The sequence below is a fragment of the Streptomyces sp. NPDC059743 genome, assembly GCF_042732975.1.
Lineage (GTDB): Bacteria > Actinomycetota > Actinomycetes > Streptomycetales > Streptomycetaceae > Streptomyces.
The window spans coordinates 21,336-45,210 of record NZ_JBHWGS010000023.1 but is presented as its reverse complement, the minus strand read 5'-3'; the positions used below and the strand labels follow the sequence as shown (position 1 = coordinate 45,210).

The 23,875-nt window shown below is 69.0% G+C and carries 19 protein-coding genes and 1 pseudogene; 7 read left to right on the top strand and 13 right to left on the bottom strand.

Annotation, left to right across the window (positions count from 1 at the left end):
- The first annotated feature begins 495 nt into the window (after window positions 1-495).
- The gene (locus ACFV6H_RS32825) at window positions 496-2,376 is read left to right on the top strand and encodes a SpoIIE family protein phosphatase (RefSeq protein WP_385549706.1); all 1,881 of its coding nucleotides are present in this window, start codon (window positions 496-498) and stop codon (window positions 2,374-2,376) included.
- Window positions 2,377-2,565: 189 nt separating this feature from the next.
- Entirely contained in the window at window positions 2,566-4,029 is a 1,464-nt protein-coding gene (locus ACFV6H_RS32820) for a catalase (protein ID WP_384986145.1), read from the top strand.
- Between the two features lie 168 nt (window positions 4,030-4,197).
- On the opposite strand, the gene ACFV6H_RS32815 is transcribed toward ACFV6H_RS32820, so the two are convergent.
- Window positions 4,198-6,441: a transglycosylase domain-containing protein gene (locus tag ACFV6H_RS32815; RefSeq protein WP_385549701.1), complete on the bottom strand. Its 2,244-nt coding sequence runs from the start codon at window positions 6,439-6,441 to the stop codon at window positions 4,198-4,200.
- A 225-nt stretch (window positions 6,442-6,666) separates the two neighbouring features.
- Here ACFV6H_RS32815 and ACFV6H_RS32810 point away from each other — a divergent pair, with 225 nt between their 5' ends.
- The 3 genes from ACFV6H_RS32810 (at window position 6,667) to ACFV6H_RS32800 (ending at window position 8,971) form a co-directional block, all read left to right on the top strand.
- On the top strand, window positions 6,667-7,605 hold the full coding sequence (locus tag ACFV6H_RS32810) for an SPFH domain-containing protein (RefSeq protein WP_385549698.1): 939 nt from the start codon (window positions 6,667-6,669) through the stop codon (window positions 7,603-7,605).
- On the top strand, window positions 7,551-7,808 hold the full coding sequence (locus ACFV6H_RS32805) for a hypothetical protein (protein WP_385549695.1): 258 nt from the start codon (window positions 7,551-7,553) through the stop codon (window positions 7,806-7,808). Before ACFV6H_RS32810 ends, ACFV6H_RS32805 begins: the two co-directional genes overlap by 55 nt.
- Window positions 7,809-8,413: 605 nt before the next feature.
- Window positions 8,414-8,971, top strand: a complete 558-nt coding sequence (locus tag ACFV6H_RS32800; RefSeq protein WP_385549692.1) for an alkyl hydroperoxide reductase — start codon at window positions 8,414-8,416, stop codon at window positions 8,969-8,971.
- Window positions 8,972-8,980: 9 nt separating this feature from the next.
- Here ACFV6H_RS32800 and ACFV6H_RS32795 read toward each other — a convergent pair whose 3' ends face one another.
- The 5 genes from ACFV6H_RS32795 to ACFV6H_RS32775 all read right to left on the bottom strand — a co-directional run bounded on the left by ACFV6H_RS32795 (window position 8,981) and on the right by ACFV6H_RS32775 (window position 14,992).
- Window positions 8,981-9,799, bottom strand: a complete 819-nt coding sequence (locus tag ACFV6H_RS32795; RefSeq protein WP_385549689.1) for a hypothetical protein — start codon at window positions 9,797-9,799, stop codon at window positions 8,981-8,983.
- A complete protein-coding gene (locus tag ACFV6H_RS32790) occupies window positions 9,796-11,148 on the bottom strand; it encodes an AI-2E family transporter (RefSeq protein WP_385549686.1) in 1,353 nt (450 codons plus the stop codon). The genes ACFV6H_RS32795 and ACFV6H_RS32790 overlap by 4 nt, the downstream gene beginning before the upstream one ends.
- A gap of 141 nt (window positions 11,149-11,289) precedes the next feature.
- Complete coding sequence (locus tag ACFV6H_RS32785; protein WP_384982363.1) at window positions 11,290-11,988, bottom strand: transglycosylase SLT domain-containing protein; 699 nt, start codon at window positions 11,986-11,988, stop codon at window positions 11,290-11,292.
- A gap of 384 nt (window positions 11,989-12,372) precedes the next feature.
- The gene (locus ACFV6H_RS32780; protein WP_093598250.1) at window positions 12,373-13,698 is read right to left on the bottom strand and encodes a PhoH family protein; all 1,326 of its coding nucleotides are present in this window, start codon (window positions 13,696-13,698) and stop codon (window positions 12,373-12,375) included.
- Between the two features lie 532 nt (window positions 13,699-14,230).
- Window positions 14,231-14,992, bottom strand: coding sequence for an isoprenyl transferase (locus ACFV6H_RS32775; RefSeq protein WP_093598247.1), 762 nt, complete (start codon window positions 14,990-14,992; stop codon window positions 14,231-14,233).
- 162 nt (window positions 14,993-15,154) lie between these two features.
- Here ACFV6H_RS32775 and mgrA point away from each other — a divergent pair, with 162 nt between their 5' ends.
- Window positions 15,155-16,192: an L-glyceraldehyde 3-phosphate reductase gene (gene mgrA, locus ACFV6H_RS32770; protein ID WP_093598244.1), complete on the top strand. Its 1,038-nt coding sequence runs from the start codon at window positions 15,155-15,157 to the stop codon at window positions 16,190-16,192.
- Window positions 16,193-16,649: 457 nt separating this feature from the next.
- On the opposite strand, the pseudogene ACFV6H_RS32765 reads toward mgrA, so the two are convergent.
- Window positions 16,650-16,970 (bottom strand): annotated as a pseudogene (locus ACFV6H_RS32765) (winged helix-turn-helix transcriptional regulator); the annotation flags it as partial.
- Between the two features lie 119 nt (window positions 16,971-17,089).
- A complete protein-coding gene (locus ACFV6H_RS32760) occupies window positions 17,090-17,983 on the bottom strand; it encodes a prepilin peptidase (protein ID WP_385549681.1) in 894 nt (297 codons plus the stop codon).
- Between the two features lie 126 nt (window positions 17,984-18,109).
- Here ACFV6H_RS32760 and ACFV6H_RS32755 point away from each other — a divergent pair, with 126 nt between their 5' ends.
- Window positions 18,110-18,469, top strand: a complete 360-nt coding sequence (locus ACFV6H_RS32755) for a DUF192 domain-containing protein (protein WP_384982358.1) — start codon at window positions 18,110-18,112, stop codon at window positions 18,467-18,469.
- A gap of 32 nt (window positions 18,470-18,501) precedes the next feature.
- Here ACFV6H_RS32755 and ACFV6H_RS32750 read toward each other — a convergent pair whose 3' ends face one another.
- The 5 genes from ACFV6H_RS32750 to ACFV6H_RS32730 all read right to left on the bottom strand — a co-directional run bounded on the left by ACFV6H_RS32750 (window position 18,502) and on the right by ACFV6H_RS32730 (window position 23,742).
- A complete protein-coding gene (locus ACFV6H_RS32750; RefSeq protein ID WP_385549677.1) occupies window positions 18,502-19,320 on the bottom strand; it encodes a hypothetical protein in 819 nt (272 codons plus the stop codon).
- A 174-nt stretch (window positions 19,321-19,494) separates the two neighbouring features.
- Entirely contained in the window at window positions 19,495-20,571 is a 1,077-nt protein-coding gene (locus tag ACFV6H_RS32745; RefSeq protein WP_385549674.1) for a phosphotransferase family protein, read from the bottom strand.
- A gap of 157 nt (window positions 20,572-20,728) precedes the next feature.
- The gene (locus tag ACFV6H_RS32740) at window positions 20,729-21,205 is read right to left on the bottom strand and encodes a hypothetical protein (RefSeq protein WP_384785218.1); all 477 of its coding nucleotides are present in this window, start codon (window positions 21,203-21,205) and stop codon (window positions 20,729-20,731) included.
- A 211-nt stretch (window positions 21,206-21,416) separates the two neighbouring features.
- Complete coding sequence (locus ACFV6H_RS32735) at window positions 21,417-22,106, bottom strand: hypothetical protein (protein WP_385549671.1); 690 nt, start codon at window positions 22,104-22,106, stop codon at window positions 21,417-21,419.
- 7 nt (window positions 22,107-22,113) lie between these two features.
- A complete protein-coding gene (locus tag ACFV6H_RS32730) occupies window positions 22,114-23,742 on the bottom strand; it encodes a polymorphic toxin-type HINT domain-containing protein (protein ID WP_385549668.1) in 1,629 nt (542 codons plus the stop codon).
- Window positions 23,743-23,875 lie beyond the last annotated feature (133 nt).

Here is a 23,875-nt window from a genome sequence, read left to right as displayed (position 1 = left end):
CGTACCGCTCTTCGTACGGCCGTACGGACAGCTCTTCGCATCGCCGAAGACTTGACAAAAGTGATGGCCGGAAGCGGTCCGCATGGCTGGAACAGTGCTGACCAAGACCGTGATCACAGGGGCGCCGCCGCCGACGTCATGAGACCCTTGATGTGCCCCCAGGGTTCAAACGTAGGATCGTCCTCCGGAAGACTGCACCGGGGCAACGGGTGTGCGCAGCAACCGGCCTGACCGTTAGTCACACCGCATGTCACCAGACGTCACACCGTTAGCCGCTACGACCGCACGTCATGACGACCGTGAGTCACTACGAGGGGGTGGAGCCGTGCGTTGCGGGCCCAGCAGGAACCGTAAGACGCCCCCGGGTGTCCTGAGACGCACCGGACACCGGACAGGGCCTGGGCACAGACCCCGGCGGGGAACGGCGCTGCCGGGACCTGACCCAGTCGCAGTGACCGCATCGCACCACCGGCCCGGACGGACGGAACCCAACGCGTGACGGAGCACCCACCCTCCCACGAAGGCAGGCAGCCGCTGGCTGCCCGGCCTCAGGAACGCACGCGCCCGCGGCAGGAGGCCGGCGCCTCCGGCGTACCGGGGCCCTCCGTACCGTCGCCGGCGCCCGCGCCCGATCCCGCGGCGACGGCGCGCCGCGAGGGCGACCGGCTGCGCTTCGTGGGCGCCGCGACGCGCCGTATCGCGCGCGGCATAGACCTGGACGAGATCGTGCTCGGGCTGTGCCGCGCGACCGTGCCGACGTTCTCCGACGCCATACTCGTCTATCTCCGCGATCCGCTGCCCGTCGGTGACGAGCGCCCGGTGTCGCCGTTCGTCCTGCGGCTGCGGCGCACGGACCGGCTGCGGCTGACCGACGAGGACACCGAGACCGGCGGTATCCCGCTCCAGGTCAGCGACGCGCTGCGGCTGCCGATCCTCGATCCGCAGTCGGATGTGATGCCCGCCGCGGAGCTGTGCGAGGTCGCCTCGGGCGGTGCGCTCTCCGAGGTCCTGCGCGGTGTGCGCCCGGTCTTCGGCGACTCCGCCGCGGCCCGCGCCGCGCTGCCGGAGCTGCTGGGCGCCGACCGTGCCGTACCGACCGGGCACCGCGCGATCCTCGCGCCGCTGCGCGGACGCCGACGTGTCATCGGCGCGGCCGTCTTCCTCCGCAGACCCGACCGCGCCGCCTTCGAGCCGAACGATCTGCTGGTCGCGGCGCAGCTCGCCACGCACACGGCGCTCGGGATCGACAAGGCGGTGCTGTACGGCCGCGAGGCGTATATCGCCGACGAGCTCCAGCGCACGATGCTGCCGGAGAATCTGCCGCAGCCCACGGGTGTCCGGCTGGCCTCGCGCTATCTTCCGGCCGCCGAGACCGCCCGGGTCGGCGGCGACTGGTACGACGCGATCCCGCTGCCCGGCAGCCGCGTCGCCCTGGTCGTCGGCGATGTCATGGGCCACTCCATGACATCTGCGGCGATCATGGGCCAGCTCCGTACGACCGCGCAGACTCTCGCCGGTCTGGATCTGCCGCCGCAGGAGGTGCTGCACCATCTCGACGAGCAGGCGCAGCGGCTCGGCTCGGACCGGATGGCGACGTGCCTCTACGCCGTGTACGACCCGGTCTCGCACCGGATCACCATCGCCAACGCGGGCCATCCGCCGCCCATACTGCTGCATCTCGGCGGCCGTGCCGAGGTGCTCCGGGTGCCGCCCGGCGCGCCGATCGGCGTCGGCGGAGTGGACTTCGAGGCCGTCGAGCTGGACGCGCCCGCCGGAGCGACGCTGCTGCTCTACACGGACGGGCTGGTCGAGTCACGGCTGCGTGACGTATGGACGGGCATCGAGCAGCTCAGGGAGCGGCTCGCCGCCGCCGCGCAGCTCACCGGGCCCGATCATTCGCCACCGCTGGAGGCGCTCTGCGACGACGTCCTCGATGTGCTGGGCCCGGGCGACCGCGACGACGACATCGCGCTGCTCGCCGCCCGCTTCGACGGGATCGCGCCGAGCGATGTGGCGTACTGGTTCCTGGAGCCGGAAGACGCCGCTCCGGGACGGGCCAGACGGCTGGCCAGAAGGGCGCTGGCCCGCTGGGACCTGGAGGAGCTGAGCGACTCGGTCGAGCTGCTGATCAGCGAGGTCGTCACCAACGCGGTCCGGTACGCCGAGCGCCCGGTGACCTTGCGGCTGCTCCGTACAGATGTACTGCGCTGTGAGGTCGGCGACGACTCGCCGCAGCTTCCCAGACAGCGGCGGGCGCGGGACACGGACGAGAGCGGACGGGGACTGTTCCTGGTCAACCGGCTGGCGCGGCGCTGGGGAGCCACGCGGCTGTCCACCGGGAAGGTGGTCTGGTTCGAGCTGCCGACCCGGATGTGATCCATCCGGGCACGGCCGACCACCTCACACCCGAATCGAACGAGACCGCTAAAAGGATCAAAAGGGACGAATGCAGATGTTGCCGACACGGTGTAGGAGGGCTTGACTGGGGAAGGCGCTCTCAATGAACGCTGCCATTCCCCGGGGCGCCCCCGGTTTCCCGGGCCTGCTATCGACGGGAGGACGTTCGTGAGCGGGTCATCCCCCAGGACGGCTTACACGACCAACAACGTCGGCATCCCGGTGGAGAGCGACGAACACTCGCTCACCATCAGTCCCGACGGGCCGATCCTGCTGCAAGACCACTATCTGATCGAGAAAATGGCCCAGTTCAACCGGGAACGGGTCCCCGAGCGCGTGGTCCACGCCAAGGGCGCGGGCGCGTACGGCGTCTTCGAGGTGACGAACGACGTCAGCCAGTTCACCAAGGCCGATCTGTTCCAGCCGGGCAAGCGTACGGACATGCTGGCCCGTTTCTCGACGGTCGCCGGCGAGATGGGTTCGCCCGACACCTGGCGCGATCCACGCGGCTTCGCGCTGAAGTTCTACACCGAGCTGGGCAACTACGACATGGTCGGCAACAACACGCCGGTCTTCTTCGTCCGTGATCCGCAGAAGTTCCAGGACTTCATCCGCTCGCAGAAGCGCCACCCGGCGACCGGTCTGCGCGACAACGACATGCAGTGGGACTTCTGGACGCTCTCTCCCGAGTCCGCACACATGGTCACCTGGCTGATGGGCGACCGGGGCATTCCGAAGTCCTACCGGAATATGAACGGCTACAGCTCGCACACATATATGTGGGTGAACGGCACAGGCGAGCGGTTCTGGGTGAAGTACCACTTCAAGACCGACCAGGGCATCGACTACTTCACACAGGCCGACGCCGACGCGATGGCCGGTACGGACGCGGACCACCACCGCCGCGATCTGTACGAGTCGATCCGGTCCGGGAACGCGCCGACCTGGAGCCTGAAGGTCCAAATCATGCCGTTCGAGGACGCGGCCGACTACCGGTTCAATCCGTTCGATCTGACCAAGGTATGGCCGCACGCCGACTACCCACTGATCGATGTCGGCCGGATGACGCTCAACAAGAATCCGGACGACTACTTCGTCCATATCGAGCAGGCCGCGTTCGAGCCCTCGAATCTGGTGCCGGGCATCGGCCCTTCGCCGGACAAGATGCTGCTCGGGCGGCTCTTCTCGTACCCGGACACACACCGCTACCGCATCGGCCCGAACTACACCCAGCTGCCGCCCAACCGGCCACGGGTGCCGGTGCGCTCGTACGCCAAGGACGGACCGATGCGGTACGAGCCGTCGGCGGCGGCGAGGCCGTACGCGCCGAACTCGTACGGCGGTCCCGCGGCCGACACGGAGCGCTTCGGCGATCCGGCCGGCTGGGCCTCGGCGGGCGAGATGGTGCGCGAGGCGTACAAGCTGCACCGCGAGGACGACGACTGGGGCCAGGCGGGCACACAGGTCCGCGAGGTCCTGGACGACGCCGCGCGCGACCGGCTGGTGTCGAACGTCAGCGGGCATCTGGCACAGGGCGTGTCCCGGCCGGTGCTCGACCGGGCGCTCCAGTACTGGCGCAATATCGACAAGGTGATCGGCGACCGTATCGCGAACAAGATGAACGGCGGCTGACCGGCCCGTACCGCACGTCCGGCGCGTACATCTGGCGCGTACGTCCGGCGCGTCTCATACGTCCGGCGCGTACGTCCATCGCGGCCGGCGCGACCGGCAAGGAGCGGTCCCGGCGGATGTGATCGCATCCGCCGGGGCCGCTCCTTGCCGTCACAAGGCAGCCGCTCCTCACGGGCCGCCGCGGCCGGGACCGCCTGCCGGAGCTCCCCCGGTGGGAACGCCGCCGGTCTCCACGCCGCCCGGATCGCCACTGCTGGACTCGCCGGGACCCGGCTCGCTGGCCGGCGGGCTCTGCTCCGGTGTCTCGGGCGCGCTCTGGCTCGGAGTGTCCGCCGGCGGCTCCGGCTCCTGCCGGCTCGGCGTGGACGACGGCGGCTCGGTGCTCGGCGTCTCGCTCGGTGGCGTCTCGCTGGGCGTCACCACCGGCTCCTCGCGTACGGGCTCGGCGATCTCCAGATCGAACTGGGCGTCCGAGCCGCCGTTCAGCGCGCCCAGCGTGTAGTCCGCCCAGATCCTGGCCGGGAAGCCGCCGCCGTTGGCACGGCCGCTGTTGGCGGTGCCGGTCAGAGTGACCTGCTCGCCGCCCTCCTTGGTGGACTCGCCGAAGAGCGCGACGACCGTCGTGAGCTGAGGAGTGTAGGCGGCGAACCAGGCGGACTTGTTCTTCTCCGAGGTACCGGTCTTGCCCGCCGCGTCATAGGCGGACGTATCGGCCTCGAAGCCCGATCCGTTGTCCACGACACCTTGCAGCACATGGGTCACGGTGTCGGCCGTCTCCCGGCTGACCGCCTGCTTGCCGATCGGATCGGGCAGGTCGACCGTACGGTCCTTGTGCGAGGCGGACTTCACGATGGCCGGAGTGACCTTCCTGCCGTGGTTGTCGAGCGTCGCGTAGACGCCCGCCATGTCCCAGGTGGAGGCGTTCATCGTGCCGAGTGTGATGGCCGGCCGCTCGGGGAAGGCCTTGCCGTCCCGCATTCCGAGGGCCAGCGCGGTCCGCTTGACCTTGGCGGGAGTCACATCGACCACCATCTGCGCGAAGACGGAGTTGATGGACTTGTTCATGGCGGTCTGGACGTTGACCCAGCCGTAGTCCTGGTCGTCCTCGTTCTGCGGATCGAAGGGAGTGTCGCTGCCGACGACCGGCCGTCTGCTGGTGCCGTCGTACCGCGTGTTGACGCCGATCTTCTCGCCGTCCTGGGTCTTCGAGCCGTTCTCCAGCGCGGAGGCGAGCACGACCGGCTTGAAGGTCGACGCGGGCTGGTAGTCGTTGCGGGTGGCGTTGGAGATCCAGTGTTCGGTGGCGCTCGTGCCGCCGTAGAGCGCGACGACCCGCCCGGTCTTCGGGTCCACGGAGGTCGCACCGGCCTGGACCGTCGCGTCCGTCTTGTTGTTCTTGCGGTCGAGCTTGCTCTCCAGCTCCTTGTCGACCGCCTGCTCCAGCTCCTGCTGCCGCTTCTTGTCGATATTGAGAGTGATCGTCCAGCCGCCCGCGTCGATGTCCGCCTTGTCGACGCCCTGGCGTGCCAGTTCCTCATCGGCGGCCTCGACCAGATAGCCGGTCTGGCCCTCCATGCCGTGGGCGGCCTTGGGCGCGTGCGGCACGGGGAACTTCAGACCGGAGCGGACCGACGCGTCCAGCCACTTCATCTCGACCATGTTGTCGAGGACATAGTTCCAGCGCTCGGTCACCAGCCGCTTGCCGGTGTCGCCCGCCACGGCCCAGTCGTACTGGCTGGGAGCCTGGAGCAGCGCGGCGAGATACGCGCCCTGGGCGACATTCAGCTCGGCCGCGTCGATGCCGTAGTACGCCTGGGCCGCGGCCTGGATCCCGTAGGCACCGCGTCCGTAGTAGCTGGTGTTGATGTACCCGGCGAGGATCTCGTTCTTGTCCTTCTTGCGGTCCACCTTCAGGGAGATCACCAGCTCCTTGAGCTTGCGGGTGACCGTCTGGTCCTGGTTGAGGTAGTAGTTCTTGACGTACTGCTGTGTGATGGTCGAGCCGCCCTGCTTGCCCTTGCCGGAGAGGGTGTTCAGCAGACCGCGCGCCGTGCCCTTGATGTCGACGCCGGCGTCCTGGTAGAAGGTCTTGTTCTCGGCGGCGACGAAGGTCCGCTGGACCTCCTTGGGTATCTGCTCCAGCCCGACGATCTCGCGGTTGATCTCGCCGGTACGGGCCAGGACCGTGCCGTCGCTGTACTTGTAGACGTTGCTCTGCATCTCGGCCTGCGCGTTGGCGCTCGGCACCGGGACCAGCATATAGATCACGACGAATCCGCCCATGGCGAGCAGACAGAGCCCGAAGAAGGTGCCGAGCAGCTTCTTCGGCGTGAAGAAACGGCGCATGCCGCCCTTTTTCGGCGCCCGGCGCGCTCCACGCTGCCGCGCCCGTCCGGCTTCAGCTCGGCCCATCCCCGTGTCGCTCCGCTCTCGCTCCCCATCGGAATCAGCTCAGAAACGTAACACCGCTTGCTGTGACAAAGGGCGTCGATCCTCACTTTCCGGACGTGACAATCCGCACCCGTCTCAATGGAACCGACTCATGAGACGGCCCGAGGGTTGCCAAAAGGCATAATCTGATATCAGAATGATAGCGGTCGCACTGTCGGCGACCAGAACGGAAAACGGGGTAGGAACATGACGCTCACCAGCACAAAGACACCGATCGACGACCTGCCGGAGATGCCCGACCCCCAGGTACGGGAATACTCGGCCCACAGCCGCGGCGGCGTTCTCGCACTGCTCCTCGGACTGCTCGGCCTCGCCGTCGGCACTCTCCTGATCGTCCTCGGCGCCCTGCTCGACTCGGCCGGCGCCAAGTCGGCGGTGATCGTGACCGGCTCGCTGGTCGTGGCCGCCGCGTTCCTCGTCCTGTGCGGACTGAACACGGTGGCGCCGGGCGAGGCCCGGGTGGTCCAGCTCTTCGGCCGCTACCGCGGCACGATCCGCACCGACGGGCTGCGCTGGGTGAACCCGCTCACCTCTCGCGTCAAGATCTCGACGCGCGTACGGAACCACGAGACACCGGTCCTCAAGGTCAACGACGCCTACGGCAATCCGATCGAGCTGGCCGCGGTCGTGGTCTGGCGGGTCGAGGACACCTCACAGGCGCTGTTCGAGGTGGACGACTTCCTGGAGTTCGTCTCCACCCAGACCGAGGCGGCCGTACGGCATATCGCCATCGAGTACCCGTACGACAACCACGACGAGGAAGGCCTGTCGCTGCGCGGCAACGCCGAGGAGATCACCGAGAAGCTCGCCGTCGAGCTGCGCGCCCGTGTCGACGCGGCCGGTGTCGACATCATCGAGTCGCGCTTCACGCATCTCGCCTACGCGCCGGAGATCGCCTCGGCGATGCTCCAGCGCCAGCAGGCCGGCGCGGTCGTGGCGGCCCGGCGGCAGATCGTGGACGGCGCGGTCGGCATGGTCGAGGCGGCGCTGACGCGGCTGACCGAGCAGGACATCGTGGAGCTGGACGCGGAGCGCAAGGCGGCGATGGTGAGCAATCTGCTGGTGGTGCTGTGCGGGGACCGCTCGGCGCAGCCGGTCGTGAACACGGGCACGCTTTACCAGTGACCGAACGCAAGCAGGTCCTCCTGCGACTGGATCCGGCGGTGTACGACGCGCTTGCCCGCTGGGCCTCGGACGAGCTGCGCAGCGCGAACGCGCAGATCGAGTTCCTGCTCCGCCGCGCGCTGGCGGACGCGGGCCGCCTCCCGGGCAACGCGGCACCGATCCCGGGCCGGGGCCGACCCCCGAAGAACCCGCCGCCAGGGTAGGGGCGGTGCGGTGCGCCTCTCGGCGGGGGGCCGGTGCGGTGGGTGCGCCTCCCGGCGGGGGCCGCCTGCGGCGGGGGGCGGTGCGCGCCTGCGGCGGGGGGGGCGCCTCCCGGCGGAGCCCGCCGTGCGGCGGGGGCGTTTCGCGCCTGACGGCGCGGGGCCGCGTGCGTGGTGGGTGCGGGTGTCGGGGCCTCCGGAGGTGCATGTCCGGACGGCATGATTTACGCCGCGTGCGGGCCGGTTGTTGGGTGCGGGTTTCGTGTGCGGCACAAATCACGCTTTAGTGTCCGGACACGCACCTCCTCCGACCCCGACCCCCTCCTGCCCGGAACCCGGCTTCCCGCCCGATCCTGGCTGCATACCCAGCCCGTCCGGCGTTTGAGGACGGAACGGCCAACCCCGGTGCCGGGTGCCCAGACTGTGGGGCAAAATCCAGCCTGTCCGGCGTTTGAGGACGGAACCGGTGACCCCGGTGCCGGGTTCGTGGTTGGTAGGGGCCTGCCCCGTGGCGCGCCCGGCCGCAGGCCGGAAAATCAGCCCGTCCGGCGATTGAGGACAGAACCGCCCGCCACAGTCCTCGGCCGCGCTGTGTCACCATCGGTGGCGTGACCTCGACGGGACTCGATGAACTCAAGTCGGCCATACCGAACTACGCCAAGGACCTACGGCTGAACCTCGGTTCGGTCGTCGGCGACAGCGAACTGCCGACGCAACGGCTCTGGGGCACGGTGCTGGTCTGCGCGATCGCCTCGCGCTCACGGGCGGTGCTGCTCGCGCTGGGGCCGGAGGCCAGGGCTCGGCTGAGTGCCGAGGCGTACACCGCCGCCAAGTCGGCCGCGGCCATGATGGCGATGACCAATGTCTTCCACCGGACACGGCATCTCTTGTCGGACCCGGAGTACGGAAAGCTCCGCGCCGGGCTGCGGATGAATGTGCTCGGCAACCCGGGTGTGGAGAGGACTGATTTTGAGCTGTGGTCGCTCGCCGTCTCCGCCATCAACGGCTGCGGCGCGTGCCTGGACTCGCACGAGCAGGTGCTCCGCAAGGCGGGCGTGGACCGGGAGACGATCCAGGAGGCGTTCAAGATCGCCTCGGTGATCCAGGCGGTCGGCACGACGCTCGACGCGGAGGCCGTGCTCGCGGAGGCCGACGAGGTCGGGTAAGGAACGCGGCTATCGCTTGAGCGCGTCCATCAGGTCTCTCATGTCCTCGACCATGGCGGGTTCGATACCGGAGAAGTCGGCCGGCTCCGGCACTTGGTACTCGCCGGTGGCCGGATCCACCGTGTAGTTGACGCTGTGGCTGACCGCGATGGTGAGGACGGCCTGGCCGTCGAGGACCTTCAGCTCCCGCGTGTCGCGCGAGGGATCCGTCACCAGATAGGCGCGCTCGCCCAGGTCCGGTATGCGCATGACGCGCCGCTCCGGCGCTCCGCCGGGAGCGAGCTGTGTCACCGTCGCGTCGAACTCGGGGCCCGGATCGGTCCGCTTGTGCAGGGTGTAGTTGATGTCGACGCCGGTGTACGGGACCGGACCGCTGTCGTTCTTGGCCTCATCGCGTCGGCTCCCCATCAGCGTCAGCGTGCAGTAGGCCCGGTCGATCGCGAGCTGTTCGTCCACCGCCGCCCTCGGAAGCTGCGGCTTGCCGAGAAAGGCGGACAGGGCCGGCAGCTCGGCGTCCAGGCAGAGATTACGGCTGATCCGGTAGCCGCCCAGATCCGGCCCGGCCGGGCCGTACGCGTACAGTCCCGCCGCCCAGACGGCGGAGGCGACCACCGCGCCGCCGAGCGCCCACAGCCAGGGCGCGCGCTGCGACGGCAGCCGGGACAGCAGCCGACGCGGGCGCCGCCCTGCGATCGTCTCGGGAGCGGCGGCCTGTCCGGGCGTTCCGGCCGGTGGCGCCTGCGGGCCGTCGCCCGTCCTCGGAGCCGGTACGGAGGGCATCACCTGCGGGCCGTTCTCCGTGTCCTCCAGTTCCGGCTCCGAGATCATTCCCGGCCGTCCGTGCCCTCGGCGACCGCCGGTGTGCTCAGCGGCGCCGCGGCCGGCTCGGGCTCCCGCGCCGCCGGCACCGTCGTGGCCGGCGGGGACGCGTGCCGTAGGTCCCGTTCCGCGCTGTACGCGCGGAGATAGCCGACGACGGTGTTGGTGACCGCCGCCAGCGGCACCGCCACCACCGCTCCGGCGATACCCGCGACCAGACCGCCCGCGGCGACGGCGAGGACGACCGCCAGCGGATGCACCCGTACCGCGCGGCCCAGGATGAACGGCTGGAGCACATGGCCCTCGATCTGCTGCACACCGAGCACGATGAGCAGGACCATCAGCGCGGTGAACACATCCTGTGTCACCAGCGCCACGACCACGGCCAGCGCGCCCGAGATCACCGCTCCGACCAGCGGGATGAACGCGCCGAGGAAGATGATCACGGCCAGCGGAACGGCCAGCGGCACTTCGAGGAAGTAGAGCCCGAGCCCGATGAAGAGCGCGTCGATCAGCGCCACGATCACCGTGCCGCGCACATAGGCGGTCAAGGTGTGCCAGGCGCGCGGCCCGGCTCCCGCGACGCCCTCGCGCGCCTGGGCCGGGACCAGCTTGAGCGACCACTGCCAGACCTTCTTGCCGTCGTACAGCAGGAAGAGCGTCGAGAACATCGCGAGGAAGATCCCGGTCAGCAGCTCCACTATCACCGTCACGCCCTGGAGCCCGGCGGAGGTTATTCCCTCGGCGTTCGAGCCGACGGCGTCGCTCAGACTCTTCGCGAGGTCGTTGATCTGGTCCTCGGTCACATGGAACGGGCTGTTGAGCAGCCAGCGCTTCAGCTCGTTGATACCGTCCGTGACCCGGTTGGAGAGATCGTCGACGTTCTCCATGACCTGCCACACGACAAACCAGCCGACCAGTCCCATCAGGACGAATCCGGCGATCGCCGTCAGCGCGGTGGCCACCGCGCGCGGTACGCCCAGCCGTCTGAGCCAGGCGACCGTGGGCTGGAGCAGCGCCGTGATGAGCAGGGCGGCGACAAAGGCCATGACGACGAGCTGTACGGCGCTGATGACACGCATCAGCACCCAGACCATCCCGGCCAGGACGAGCAGCCGCCAGGCGGCCTCGCCCGCGACCCGCATGCCCCAAGGGATGGCGGAGACGGGATCGGGCTTGCCGGAGACGGCGGGAGCGTACGAAGGAGGCGGCGGAACGGAATCAGGCGCGGATTCGGGCGCGGCCACGGTAACGGTGACCGGTGCCTCGTCGGCCTCGGCCCTGCGCCGGTCCAGGTGTTCACCCATCCGTGTCAGTCCCGTACCCATCTGGCTGAGCCACGCCGGCACTCTCGACATGATGTTTCCTCTTCCCCCCCGTCCCTCGCCCCACGTACTCCCCCGAAGATGTTCGAATCGACCGTACACGGGAGAAGCCCCCCACCGTAGGACGGCGGAGGGCTTCATGAGGTTGAGCGCCGGGCGGAGCCGGTGTGGTGCCTAGTACCAGTTGTTGGCCTGCCAGAACGACCAGGCGCCGCAAGGGCTGCCGTAGCGGCCGTCCATGTAGTTCAGGCCCCACTTGATCTGGGTGGCCGGGTTGGTCTGCCAGTCGGCGCCAGCCGAGGACATCTTCGAGCCGGGCAGCGCCTGGACCAGACCGTACGCGCCGGAGGACGGGTTCTGCGCCTTGTAGTTCCAGCCGGACTCGTGGTCCACGATATTGCTGAAGCACTGGTACTGGTCGGCGGGAATCATCTGCCGTGCCATCGCCTGGACCTGCGCCACGGTGTACGAGCTCTGCGACGCGAAGGAGGAGGCGGAACGCACCTCGTCACGGCTCGCGCGCTCGGCGGCCTCCTTGGCCTCCTGCTCGCGCTTGACCTTCTCCTCGGCGGCTTCCTTCTTCGCCTTGGCGTCCTCGGCGGCCTGGATACGGGCCGCTTCCTCCGCGGACTTCTTGGCGCTCGCGTCGGCCTCCGCGGCCATCACATCGGCCTGCTGGGTCAGCGACGCGGTCTGCACCTGCGCCTGCTGGCCCGCCGGGATGTCCGCGAGGAGCGTCAGGTCGGCTGCTGCTGTCTCGAAGTCGTTGTCCGAGACCTGAGGGTCGCCCGAGGCGACACCCACGACTGCGCCGACGGTGGTGACCGCGGTGGCCGAAGCCACGGCGAACCCCCGGACCGAGATCCGGCTCACACGGTGTCCTTCCAGCATCGCCCGCATAGGTGACCTCGCGGGCGCGATCGTGCCCCTGGCACTGGCCTCCGCACTACTGGGTCACGGGAGACACGGGCCCGGTGGGCAATCCCCTTGCGGGGACTGCCGCGTGGTGCACGGGCGGCATACGGCGGCAGTTGTTGAGTTGTGTGGTGCCGCACCACTGGGGGTGCGCGTGTGCCGCATGCGGGGCCTGACGGAAGCAAGACTCTGCCGGAAGGCCACGCCGTGAGGCAATTCTTCGTTGCGTGGGAAAGCTCACACTCCGTTTGACCGGGAAAAAAAGGAAAGCACCACGCGGCACAACGCCGCCCGGCTAAGCTGTTGCGCTCCGCCGGGCGGCATCAACCGTGGCGATACGGTCTAGATCTGACCGTCCTCCAACATTTCGGTCACCAGCGCGGCGATCTGCGAGCGCTCGGAGCGCGTCAGGGTGACATGCGCGAAAAGCGGATGTCCCTTGAGTTTCTCGACCACCGCGACAATTCCGTCGTACCGCCCGACCCGCAGATTGTCGCGCTGCGCCACATCATGGGTCAGCACCACCCGGGAGTTCGCCCCGATCCGGGACAGAACGGTCAGCAGAACGTTCCGCTCCAGGGACTGGGCCTCGTCCACGATGACGAACGCGTCGTGCAGGGAGCGTCCGCGGATATGGGTGAGCGGCAGCACTTCGAGCATGCCGCGTCCCAGCACCTCCTCGATCACCTCACGGCCCGCCACCGCGGAGAGCGTGTCGAAGACCGCCTGGGCCCAGGGGCTCATCTTCTCGGCCTCGGTGCCGGGCAGATAGCCCAGCTCCTGCCCGCCCACCGCGTACAGCGGCCGGAAGACCATCACCTTCTGATGCTGCCGGCGCTCCAGGACCGCCTCCAGGCCCGCGCAGAGGGCCAGCGCCGACTTGCCGGTGCCGGCCCGGCCGCCCATCGACACGATGCCGATGTCGGGATCGAGGAGGAGATCGAGGGCGATGCGCTGCTCGGCGCTGCGGCCGTGGATCCCGAAGGCCTCACGGTCGCCGCGGACGAGCCGGACATTGCCCTCGGCGGTGACCCGGCCGAGCGCCTTGCCGCGCTCGGACTGGAGCACCAGCCCGGTGTGCACGGGCAGCTCGCTCGCCTCGGGCACATAGAGCGACTCCTCGGTGAAGAGGAGATCGACCTGGTCCGCGGCGAGCGTCAGCTCGCTCATACCGGTCCAGCCGGAGGAGTCGGTGATGGCGAGCTCGGCGCGGTACTCCTCGGCGAGGAGGCCGACCGACGACGCCTTGATGCGCAGCGGCAGGTCCTTGGAGACGACCGTGACGTCGTATCCCTCGGCCTGGAGATTGCGCGCGACCGCGAGGATCCGTGAGTCGTTGTCCCCCAGACGGAAGCCGGCGGGCAGGATGCCGGGATCAGAGTGGTTGAGCTCGACACGCATCGTGCCGCCCAGGTCGCCCAGCGGAATCGGGGCGTCGAGACGGCCGTACCGGACGCGGAAGTCGTCGAGCAGGCGCAGCACCTGCCGGGCGAAGTAGCCGAGCTCCGGATGGTGCCTCTTGGCCTCCAACTCCGTGATCACCACGATCGGCAGCACCACCTCGTGCTCGTCGAAGCGGGACATGGCGTTCGGATCGGCCAGCAGGACGCTGGTGTCGAGAACATAGGTGCGCCTGTCGGGCATGCGGCGCTTTGTGCTGGTCACCACGGAAGGACGTACCCCCTCGAATGAGGTCGGGGTGCGACGGCGTCGCGGGCGGGTGGGCCGGGCTCGGGCCCCATGCGCGGGCCGAGCTCCGGCCCTCCATGTCGCCCGTACGTTTGACCGCACGGTCGTCCTGGTGCAAAGGGCCTCCCGGGCGGACGGCCCCATGCCGTCCGCTGAGATGCGACGTCCACGGACCTGGCTTTCGGACATCGACCTGGGGGAGGTATTCCCTCGAACACGCGCAGCCATGCCACGGCATATGACGGACGGCTGATGAACCACAGGTGACGGAGGTGCGTGACTAGGGTCTTTCGTTTGGGTCTGGCTGGATCAGGGAGCGCCCGCCGCGGGAGCGGCTGATGTCGGCGTTGGTGCCGTGGATCGCAAGGCGGAGGAGGGAGGCGACGCGGAGCGTCGTTGAGTGACGACAACGCCGCGAGGCGCGGCACCAGGGCACGCGAGCCCAGCAAGATCCAAACGAGAGGCCCTAGGTACGGAGGACCCTCGAAAGGCAGCGAAAGGAAGCGGAAGGTCAGGTTCCGTAGCGGCGGTGGCGCGCCGCGTAGTCACGCAGGGCGCGCAGGAAGTCGACCTTGCGGAAGGCGGGCCAGAATACTTCGCAGAAGTAGTACTCCGAATGGGCGCTCTGCCAGAGCATGAAGCCGGAGAGACGCTGCTCTCCGCTGGTGCGGATGACCAGATCGGGATCCGGCTGGCCGCGGGTGTAGAGATGGGACGAGATCAGGTCGGTGTCGACGATCTCGGCGAGCTCCTCGAAGGTGGTGCCCTTGTTCGCGTGGTCCGTCAGCAGGGAGCGGACCGCGTCCGCGATCTCCTGTCTGCCGCCGTAGCCCACGGCGACATTGACGAGTATGCCCTTGTTGCCGATGGTGGCCTGCTCGGCCTCCTTGAGGACCATCTGCGTACGGCCGGGCAGCAGGTCCAGCGTGCCGACGTGGTGCACCCGCCAGCGGCCGTCGGCGGCCAGATCGCGGACCGCGTTCTCGATGATGCCGAGCAGGGGGATCAGCTCGTCCTCGGGACGGTCGAGATTGTCCGTGGAGAGCAGCCAGAGTGTGACGACTTCCACATTGGTCTCGGAGCACCAGCCGAGCAGTTCCTGGATCTTGCTGGCACCGGCCTTGTGTCCCTGTTCGGCCGTACCGCCGGACGCCTTCGCCCAGCGGCGATTGCCGTCGAGGATGACGCCGATGTGCTTGGGCACCTGGGCATGATCGAGGCGGCCTCCCACCCGGCGTGCGTAGAGCCCGTACACCAGGTCGCGCAAGTTCACTGAGTCCACCTCTCGATTCGATGGGGACCGGCGCGTCGGGACCGGCGCGTCCGCCGACGGGATCCTGGGGCCGGTCCTGGGACCCCGAAGCCGTCACATTACTGCGCGGTCCCCACAGGTACCCAACCCGGTCTGTCACAAGTCCGTGATAAGGAATGAACCGTGACTGATTTTCCCTCTTACCTCGCAGCCGACGACCGGTACGACTCCATGGAGTACCGGCGCAGCGGACGCAGCGGCCTGAAACTGCCCGCGATCTCGCTCGGCCTCTGGCACAACTTCGGTGACGACCGGACCCTCGATTCGCAGCGCGGCATCCTGCGCCGCGCCTTCGATCTGGGCGTCACGCACTTCGATCTGGCGAACAACTACGGACCTCCGGCGGGATCCGCCGAGCTGAATTTCGGCAAGATCTTCGCGCAGGATTTCTCGGCATATCGGGACGAACTCATCATTTCCACCAAGGCCGGATATCTCATGCATCCCGGGCCCTACGGTGAATGGGGCTCGCGCAAGTACCTGTTGTCGTCGCTCGACGCCTCCCTGGACCGGATGGGCCTCGATTACGTCGATATCTTCTACTCGCACCGGTTCGACCCGGATACTCCTCTTGAGGAGACCATGGGCGCGCTGGCCTCCGCCGTACAGCAGGGCAAGGCGCTGTACGTCGGTGTGTCGTCGTACACCGCGGAGCAGACCGCGGAGGCGGCCCGGCTGCTGAAGGAGATGGGCGTCCCGGCACTCATCCACCAGCCGTCCTACTCGATGATCAACCGCTGGACCGAGGACGACGGTCTGCTGGACACGCTGGAGGCGGCCGGGATGGGCTGTATCTCCTTCGTGCCTCTCGCGCAGGGACTTCTGACGAACAAGTACCTGAAGGGAATTCCGGAGGGATCCCGGGCCACGCAGGGCAAGTCCCTCGACCCGGATCTGCTCTCGGACGAGGTCACGCGGCGGCTGAACGGGCTGAACGAGATCGCGCGGCGACGGGACCAGTCGCTGGCGCAGCTCGCGCTGAACTGGGTGCTGCGCGATCCGCGGATGACGTCGGCGCTGATCGGCGCGTCGAGCGTGAAGCAGCTGGAGGAGAATGTCGCGGCGCTGGCAGGGGCGCCGCTCTCCGCCGATGAGCTGAAGGAGATCGACAGCTTCGCGGTGGACACCGAGGGCACGAACATCTGGGCCGGACGGGGCTGACGCTCCGCGGTCGCCCGGACAAGAAAACGGGCCGGTCCGTGGGGGGGATACGGACCGGCCCGAGGGGGGGTTTCCACCATAACCCTTCGTAAGGGATGGTGCGCGCCACGACAGGCCATGATGACGCTCCGGAAGCACCGGAAGGCCCTACGGGGCCCGGAATCCCGGAGCTCACAGGCGTACGGGCCCGGGCGTGGCGAGTAGTAGCCACGCCGCGCGGTAACCCTCAGGAGCGATGAGCGGCGGCCCGTGCGTTGACGCCTGAGCGTGCGGGCCGGAGCTCGGTCAGCGGTTCAGGCCCGGTCTGCGGTCGAGGCCGTGTTCGCGGTTCAGGCTTAGTTTGCGGCTCAGGCGCGGTTCGCGGTTCGGGCTCAGTTTGCGGTTCGGGCTCGGTCTCCGTACGAGGCTCGGTCTCCATACGAGGACCGGGCCCGTCCGCTTCCGGGCGCTCGCTGCGCTTGTTGGCCACGATCCGGCCCATGAACTCGTCGCCCCAGACACCGAGCGGCAGCAGGGCCGTGTTGAGCGCCTGGCCCATGTCCGTGAGGGAGTACTCCACGCGTGGCGGTACCTCCCGGTACACCTCGCGATGTACGACGCCGTCGGCCTCCAGCTCACGTAACTGCTGGATCAGCATCTTCTCGCTCACACCGGTGACATGCCGTCGCAGCACTCCGAAGCGGTGCGGTCCGTCGTGCAGCGCCCAGAGGATGAGGGGTTTCCACTTCCCGCCCACCACATCCACCGCCGCGTCGAGCCCACAGGTGTAGACGGTCATCCTGCTCTGGCTTTTGGTCTGGCTCCTGCTCTTTGTCTGACTCTCGGTCTGGCTCTCGGTCATGGTCATGGCCAACTCCGTTCCGGCCTCGATACTTACCGTTCCAGCAGTACGTCACGTCACGCTACGGCGAGAGCGCCGAGGAGGATACCGGTCAGGGCTCCGGTGATCATGAACGGACCGAACGGGATCGCCGACTTACGGCCCGCCCTGCGCAGCAGGATCAGTCCGAGACCGTACAGGGCGCCCAGCAGAAACCCGACGAACGCTCCGACGAACAGGACCAGCCAGCCGTACCAGCCGAGGGCGACGCCGAGCGAGAGCGCGAGCTTCACATCGCCGAAGCCCATGCCGTTCGGATTGATCAGGAACAGCACGAAGTAGCAGACGCCGAGGGCCAGTCCGCCGAGCAGGGCCAGTGACCAGGAGCCGCCGGCGCCGGGAAGCAGCGCGGCCACGCCGAGCAGTACGGCCGCAGCGGCGGCGAGCGGCAGCGTCAACTGGTCGGGCAGCCGGTGGACATGACGGTCAATCAGGGCGAGCAGTACGGCGAAGGGCGTGAACAGCAGCCAGACGGCGAGTTCGGGACGCGGCCCGGTCGCCGCCGCGAGAGCCGCGCAGACGAGGGCGGTGAGGAGCGGGATGAGGACGGAGGGAGCGTAAGGGATGTCGGCGACCGGGAGTTGTGATTCGTCGGGCGCCAGGGTTGTGGCGGCTTCCGAGGATGCGGGGGCCGTGTCGGGCGCGGGGCTCTCCGCCTTCGCCTGCGCCTCTGTCGCCGTATCCGTATCCGTATCCGTAGCAGGCGTACGAGCGGGAACGCCCGCGTCACAGCTCGCGCAGCGCGTACCGCCGAGCCATCCGCCCGCCGGACCGGTGATCGGGTGTCCGGCCGGACAAGTGTCGCGCCACGGGCGGTCCGGCTCGACCGAGAGCCGGTACGCGGCACGTGGCAACAGCAGTCCGGTGGCTCCGCCCCAGACAACGGCGACGACGATCAGCGTGGCGTACACAGCACCGACCCTAGAGCCGTCCGCAGGGCCCGGTCATGGGTCCAGGGGCCCACTCCGGACGCGTCAGGACCCAGAAGCGGCGGTCCCGGGACACGGGCCGGCCGGCGGGCGCTACGGTCTACGGCCATGGGCACTTGGCGGAACGGCAGTGGACAGTTGACGATCGCGGGCCAGGACGGCCCGGTCGATCTGGAGATCGCCGCGTCGTACGGGACACGGCGACGCGGTCTGCTCGGGCGCGACGGGATCGACGGCGCGCTGCTGATCACGCCGTGCAACAGCGTGCACACCTTCCGGATGCGCTTCGCGATCGATGTGGCGTATCTGGACAAGGAGTTGACGGTCGTGGACATCCATACGCTGAGGCCGGGACGGCTCGCCATGCCGCGCTGGAAGGCCCGCCATGTACTGGAGGCGGAGGCCGGTGCGATGGCGCGCTGGGGCCTGCGGCCGGGCACCAAGGTGAGCATGACGGGCGGGGCGTGAACGGGCACGCGTGAACGCGCCACGCGCCGCGTCTACTTGAGCTTGCTCGCCTGGGCCTGGAGCAGCGCTGCGGGCATCTGCGGAGTCCTGGCGCCTTCGAGGTTCGCCGTGTAGAAGGTGGCCACCGTGCCGCCGACCCGTACGACATGGAACACCAGCGGGACCGGCTCGCCCTCGAAGTCGCCCGTCACCTGGTAGGCGAGCGCGTCGTCGCCCACCTCGACCGGTGGCAGCAGCTTCACACCGGTGTACTTCGACGGACTGTCACCGCCGGTCGCCGTGAAGCCGTCGGCGCAGGCCGTGACGGCGGTACGGAGCCTGCTGAGCACGGTGCCGGCCGCCTGCGCACCATGGGCGGTGAGGAACTCCGAGACTGCGGGACGGCTGTTCTGCGCGCCCGCGAGCTGCCGGTACGCGACGGCCTTGCCCAGCGGCTCCGGTTTGCCGTTGAGCACGGCGGTCAGCGGCAGACACTCGGTCTTCTCGGCCGTCTCGCCCTGCGGCGGCGGACCGGCCATCCGCTCGACCGTGAAGCCGGAGACGTCGCCGTTGGTGAGCACCGCCCGGTCCAGCTCGTCCTGGCCGAGCACTCTGCCGTCGCTCGCACCGATACCGGTCAGTCCGGGCCGGGGCTTCGGCGCCTGGGACGGTTCGCCGGTCGGGGTGGCGGCGGGGTCCGTGGCTGCGGCTGTCGCGTGGGCCTTCGCGTCGGCGCCCTTCTTCGACGTCCCGCCGTCGCTCTGTTCGCCGCCTCCGCAGGCGCCCGTGAGCCCCAGCGCGAGCGCGGCGGCCGTCGCGGCCAGGATGACGCGCCGTGACATGTCCGGCGTACCCGCGGTGCGCGTCTGCATGACGGTTCTCCCATCTCGCTGGACTCTCGCCGGACCTGCGGCTCGCCGGTCTGTCGCGCACCGGCTGTCCCGGCACGCTAGCGCCGGCTCTCACCAGCACGCATGGGCCTACGGACCCAATCCGCGCCCGCGTGCCTACCCGGACGCCTTGGCGCCCGGCGCCCGGCGCCCCGTTCACTCCGGGCGTCGTACCGGTACGGGAGCCAGCCGGGGCCAGCGGGCTCGTATCCGTGCGGCCATTTCCGTAGCAAGCCGTCCCAGGCCGCCCAGCCCTGAGTTGGTACCGGCATCGGTCATCCGGGCGACCACACCGAGACGGTGCAGCAGCCGCTGACGGGCGGAGGCCGTGCCCCACGTCCAGTCCTGGCGCGGGAGCCTGGCGAGATGGTCGGTCCCGTCCCGGTGGTCCCGCCGTACGAGGGCGTCGCCACGGATCAGCCAGCCCGCACACGCGTCGGCGAGGTCGCCCTCGGGCTCGGTGCCCGTCGCGTCACGCCAGGCCGAACGGTAGGCGGCCTCGGCCGCGTCGAGCAGCGGCGCGGGCGCGGCGGTGACGCACCAGCAGGTCGGGAAGCCGATCCGTACGTAGGCCAGTTCCATCAGTCCGCTGCCGAGGGACGCCTGCTCGAAGTCGACGAAGCGGATCCCGTCCGGAGTGTGCAGGTCGTTGCCCGGGCACGGGTCGCCGTGCAGCAGCGACGGGCGGAGCGGCGGCCGGCCCAGTCGCTCGACCAAACCGTCCAGCTCGTCGCGTACGGAGGCTGGGACGGTGGCTTCGAGTGCGTGGGCGAGCGCGAGGAAGGAGTCGATGTCGGCGTCGCGCGGGCCCGACCAGGCCGGCAGCGCGGCGAGTTCGTCCGCGGGCGCGGTGAGGGCGGAGGCGTGCAGCCGGGCCAGGGCCTCGGCGTAGGCGACCTCCCAGCCCTCGGCGGGCGGCCGGTGGTCCAGCAGCTCCATGACCAGCAGCCGCGCGTCGTCGTCCGTACCGAGCAGCCTCGGTACGACAGGCTGCGCGGCCCTGCCCGCGAGCCGTAGCGCGGCGGCCTCACGGGCGTATCTGCCGGCGGCCTCGGGCCCGTCGACAAGCTGTTTGACGACGGCGGGCCCGCCGCCTGGCAGTTCGACGCCGTCGGGCAGTTCGACCCGCCACACGCGTGACCGCGGGCTGCTGTCGAGCACGCGCGCCCGGCCCGGGGCGCCCAGCGTGGCCCGCAACTCCTCGCCGAAGGGCACGTCCGTCAGGTTGTTCACTCGCTCACCCTGTTTGCTCGTCCGTCCATGCGCCCGTCTGCCTGCTCGTCTGTCTGCTCTTCTGCCTGTCTTCTGCCTGCTCATCCAATTCCGTTACAGCGGTGAGCGGCAACTGTCTTTCCAGCTCGGCGCATTCGCCCACACGTGTCGGGATGTACTACGCGCAGGGCGTCTCGGCCAGCGGTGTCACCTCGGCGCCCGGGAAGGCGGCGACGGGCGTTTCGACGGCGTCGACGGTGTACGTCGTCGGCTCGTCGTCCGAGGCCAGCAGACGGGCCCTGGTCACCGTGCCCGCCGGGTCCGTGAGCCAGTATGTCTCCGGATCGATGCGGTCGTCGGGATGGAGCACCGTGACTCCGGTCCCGCGCGCGAAGGCCACGGCGAGCTCGGGCTCGGTCACGGGCGCGCCGTGGACGGCGGTCGACGGCTGGACCTGGATGTCGAGGCTCATCGCCACATCGCCGCGCACGGGACGGTACGTACAGAGGACGAACGCCTCCCAGTCGCGTTCGCCGAAGTCGTCCCGTCCGGCACAAACGTCCACCTGGCCGCGCGGCACCCGTACCACATCGGCCAGCGCCTCGGTCAGCTCGGCCGGCTCCAGCCGTCTGCTGAGCAGGAAGTTGCAGATCACGGTACGTACCCCCGGTCAACGGCTCCGGCGTTCGCGGGAGCGTGCGGATGCGGTTCCTGGACGTACACAACCTCGTCGGAAGCGCGACGCTACGCGCTGCGCACGACGCGGTCATGGGCCCCAGGACCCAGTCCGGTCCCACTCGTCGCTTCTCCGTCGCTTCGTCGTCGCTTCTCGGCGACGTACCCATGGGCCATGTGTCGCTGTCCGGTCAGTCGCTGTCCGGTCGGAGGAGCTTGGCGAGGTCCATCTCGATTCCCACCGGCGAGGAGAGGCGGCCCGTGAAGCACTCGTGCCAGGCGCGTTCGACCAGCGACAGGGCCGCCCGCTCCGGCGCCTCCAGGATGTTCGCCCTGGCCCGCTCCAGATACTGTCTGGCCTGCGCGGGCTCTCCGCGTTCCGCGTAGAGCCTGCCGAGCCAGGCGTTGTTCGAGGTCAGCTCCGGCGCCCGCTCGACCGATTCCGCGATGAGCCGGAACGTCAGGTCCCGGTCGCTCCGGTCCACGCCGTTCCACTCGTTGACCGCCGCGAGTTGTACGGCGGCCATCGGCCGGTACGAGGACTCCCGCGGAATCCTCGCCGCCAGTTCGCCTCCGCGCAGCACGGCGTCCTCGTCAAGCTGGATGTGCAACGCACTGTGCGAGAAGAGCAGAGCGGCGCGCGGATCGTCCGGGTGCTCGTCGGCGACGCGTGTGACGGTGGCGACCGCCGCGCTCTCCTCGTCGAACCATTCGAGACCGAAGACGACCTGCGCGTAGTCGAGGAGCCGGGCGGTCGAACCTTCCTCCTGAGCAAGCCGTTTGACCTCGGCGTACTCCTGGTTCCTGTGCTCCTGGGCCCTTTGCTCCTGCTCCTGCTCCCTCTGCCCTTGGTCCTTGTGCTCCTGGTCCCTCTGGTCCATGGATCCGTTACCTGTTTCCCGGGTGCTTGGCGGGGATGAACGCGGTGCTGATACGGGCGATTCCGTTGACCATACGCCCGCGGATCGTGACGGTTTCGCCCTCGACCACCCGGCTGAGCTCGAATTCGCCCGGCTGGCCACCGGGCTTCTGCGTCATCGGACCGTCGCCGAGACTGTCCACGATCTTCTTCAGCGCTTGCTCACGCCCGCCCGATTTCCTGACCAGATCGTCAAAGCCGTGATCCGCCTTGTTGAACACATGGTCGAGGACCTTCTGGGAGTTGTTGGCGCGATAGGTCTCGTCAAGCTGTTCACGTGTCAGTGGATCGCAGATGTCCTGGTTGTGCACCAGGGCGGGAGCGGAGCCGACGAAGACGTAGTACGTGTGGATCCCCGCGACGGTGAGGTCATGGGTGGTCCGGCGCTGGGTGTAGTGGTCGACCGCCACGACGCGCATCGGCGTCCCGATCGGTGTGCGCAGCTCGTCGCCGGGCGCGATCTCGCCGGCGTCGGCCCAGCGGGCACGGTCGCTCAGCCAGAACGGATGGGTGTCGGTGGCCGTGATCACCGCGGGGCCCGAGGTCGTGGCGACCGTGAGCCGGGTGAAGTCCTTGTCGTCGTGGGTGGTGATGGTCCGTACGACAGGACGGGCCTGTGTCACACCGGTCACCGGATCGGTGGCAAGGACGCGGGCGCCCACGGGGATCTGGTCGATGGCCATACGGCGGCCGTCGGCGAGGAGTACCGGCGTGCCGGGCAGGAAGCTGTGGCGGACGGGACAGGTGGCGGGCTCGTTGTCGGGCTTCCCGTCGGGTTTTTCCTTGTCCTTGGCGTTCTTGGCGTTCTCTGCGTCGAGTTTCCGTTTCGCGTCGGCGAGTTTGTCCTCCGCCTCGCCGACCCGTTTACGGTTCTTGATCAGGCCCTTGATGCCGTCGTACAGATCGTCGCCGTGCTTCTTCAGCTTTCTGACCAGCTCGACGGCCTTCTTCCACTTCCACGGCGCCCCGTACTTCGCCGCGAGCTTGCCGACGGCGCCGCCGACGAGGCTGAGCAGCACATTGACGAGCGTCTCCGTGCAGGCGCCCATGTCGCCCTTGGTGACACAGTCGAGGGCGTCGGTGATGCCCAGCTCGTCGGCGAGGATCTTCGCCAGCTCCTTGGCGGCCTCCTTGGCCTTGTCGGAGTCGGCCTGCTCGGCGGCCTGGGCGTCCTGGAGTTCCTTGAGGGCGGCCTCGTAGTCGATCTGGGTCTGTGTCTTCTCGCCGGCGTCGCCGGCGTCGATGTCGCCGGGATCGCCGGTGTCGCCCGTATCGATCTCGTCCGTGTCACCGGTGCCTCCGGTGTCGGAGGCGGTGTCGTCAAGCGGGTCGTCGGCGCCGGGATCGTCCTGTTCATCGACGGCCTCGGCATCGCCACCACCGCCACCGCCTCCGCCGCAGTTGCTTCCGCCGGTGATCCGGCAGACCTGCGTGCCGATGCCCTCGGCGATGGTCGGCCCGACGCCGGTCGTCACGAGCGCGCCGACGATCGCGGCGACGACGACCACCAGACCGACGTACTCGATGGTTCCCTGGCCCCGCTGCGCTCTGCGCAGTCCCAGCAGACGAGTGTCCGTACGCGGCATGAGCCGCCGCACACGACGACGAAAACGACGCACTACCCCCAGTGGCGACATGAAAGCGAGGTTATGTGCCCATTCCCGTACGGTCGTGGGCCCTGGGACCCAAGTCCGGACTCAAATCGCCTTCCGCACAAGGGGTATTGACCTG

Bases quoted from the DNA above. Each gene is read 5' to 3' on its own strand.
- ACFV6H_RS32815 (WP_385549701.1), bottom strand. From the start codon at position 6,441: ATGGGCCGAGCTGAAGCCGGACGGGCGCGGCAGCGTGGAGCGCGCCGG.
- ACFV6H_RS32810 (WP_385549698.1), top strand. From the start codon at position 6,667: ATGACGCTCACCAGCACAAAGACACCGATCGACGACCTGCCGGAGATG.
- ACFV6H_RS32795 (WP_385549689.1), bottom strand. From the start codon at position 9,799: ATGATCTCGGAGCCGGAACTGGAGGACACGGAGAACGGCCCGCAGGTG.
- ACFV6H_RS32790 (WP_385549686.1), bottom strand. From the start codon at position 11,148: ATGTCGAGAGTGCCGGCGTGGCTCAGCCAGATGGGTACGGGACTGACA.
- ACFV6H_RS32755 (WP_384982358.1), top strand. From the start codon at position 18,110: ATGGGCACTTGGCGGAACGGCAGTGGACAGTTGACGATCGCGGGCCAG.
- ACFV6H_RS32750 (WP_385549677.1), bottom strand. From the start codon at position 19,320: ATGCAGACGCGCACCGCGGGTACGCCGGACATGTCACGGCGCGTCATC.
- ACFV6H_RS32735 (WP_385549671.1), bottom strand. From the start codon at position 22,106: ATGGACCAGAGGGACCAGGAGCACAAGGACCAAGGGCAGAGGGAGCAG.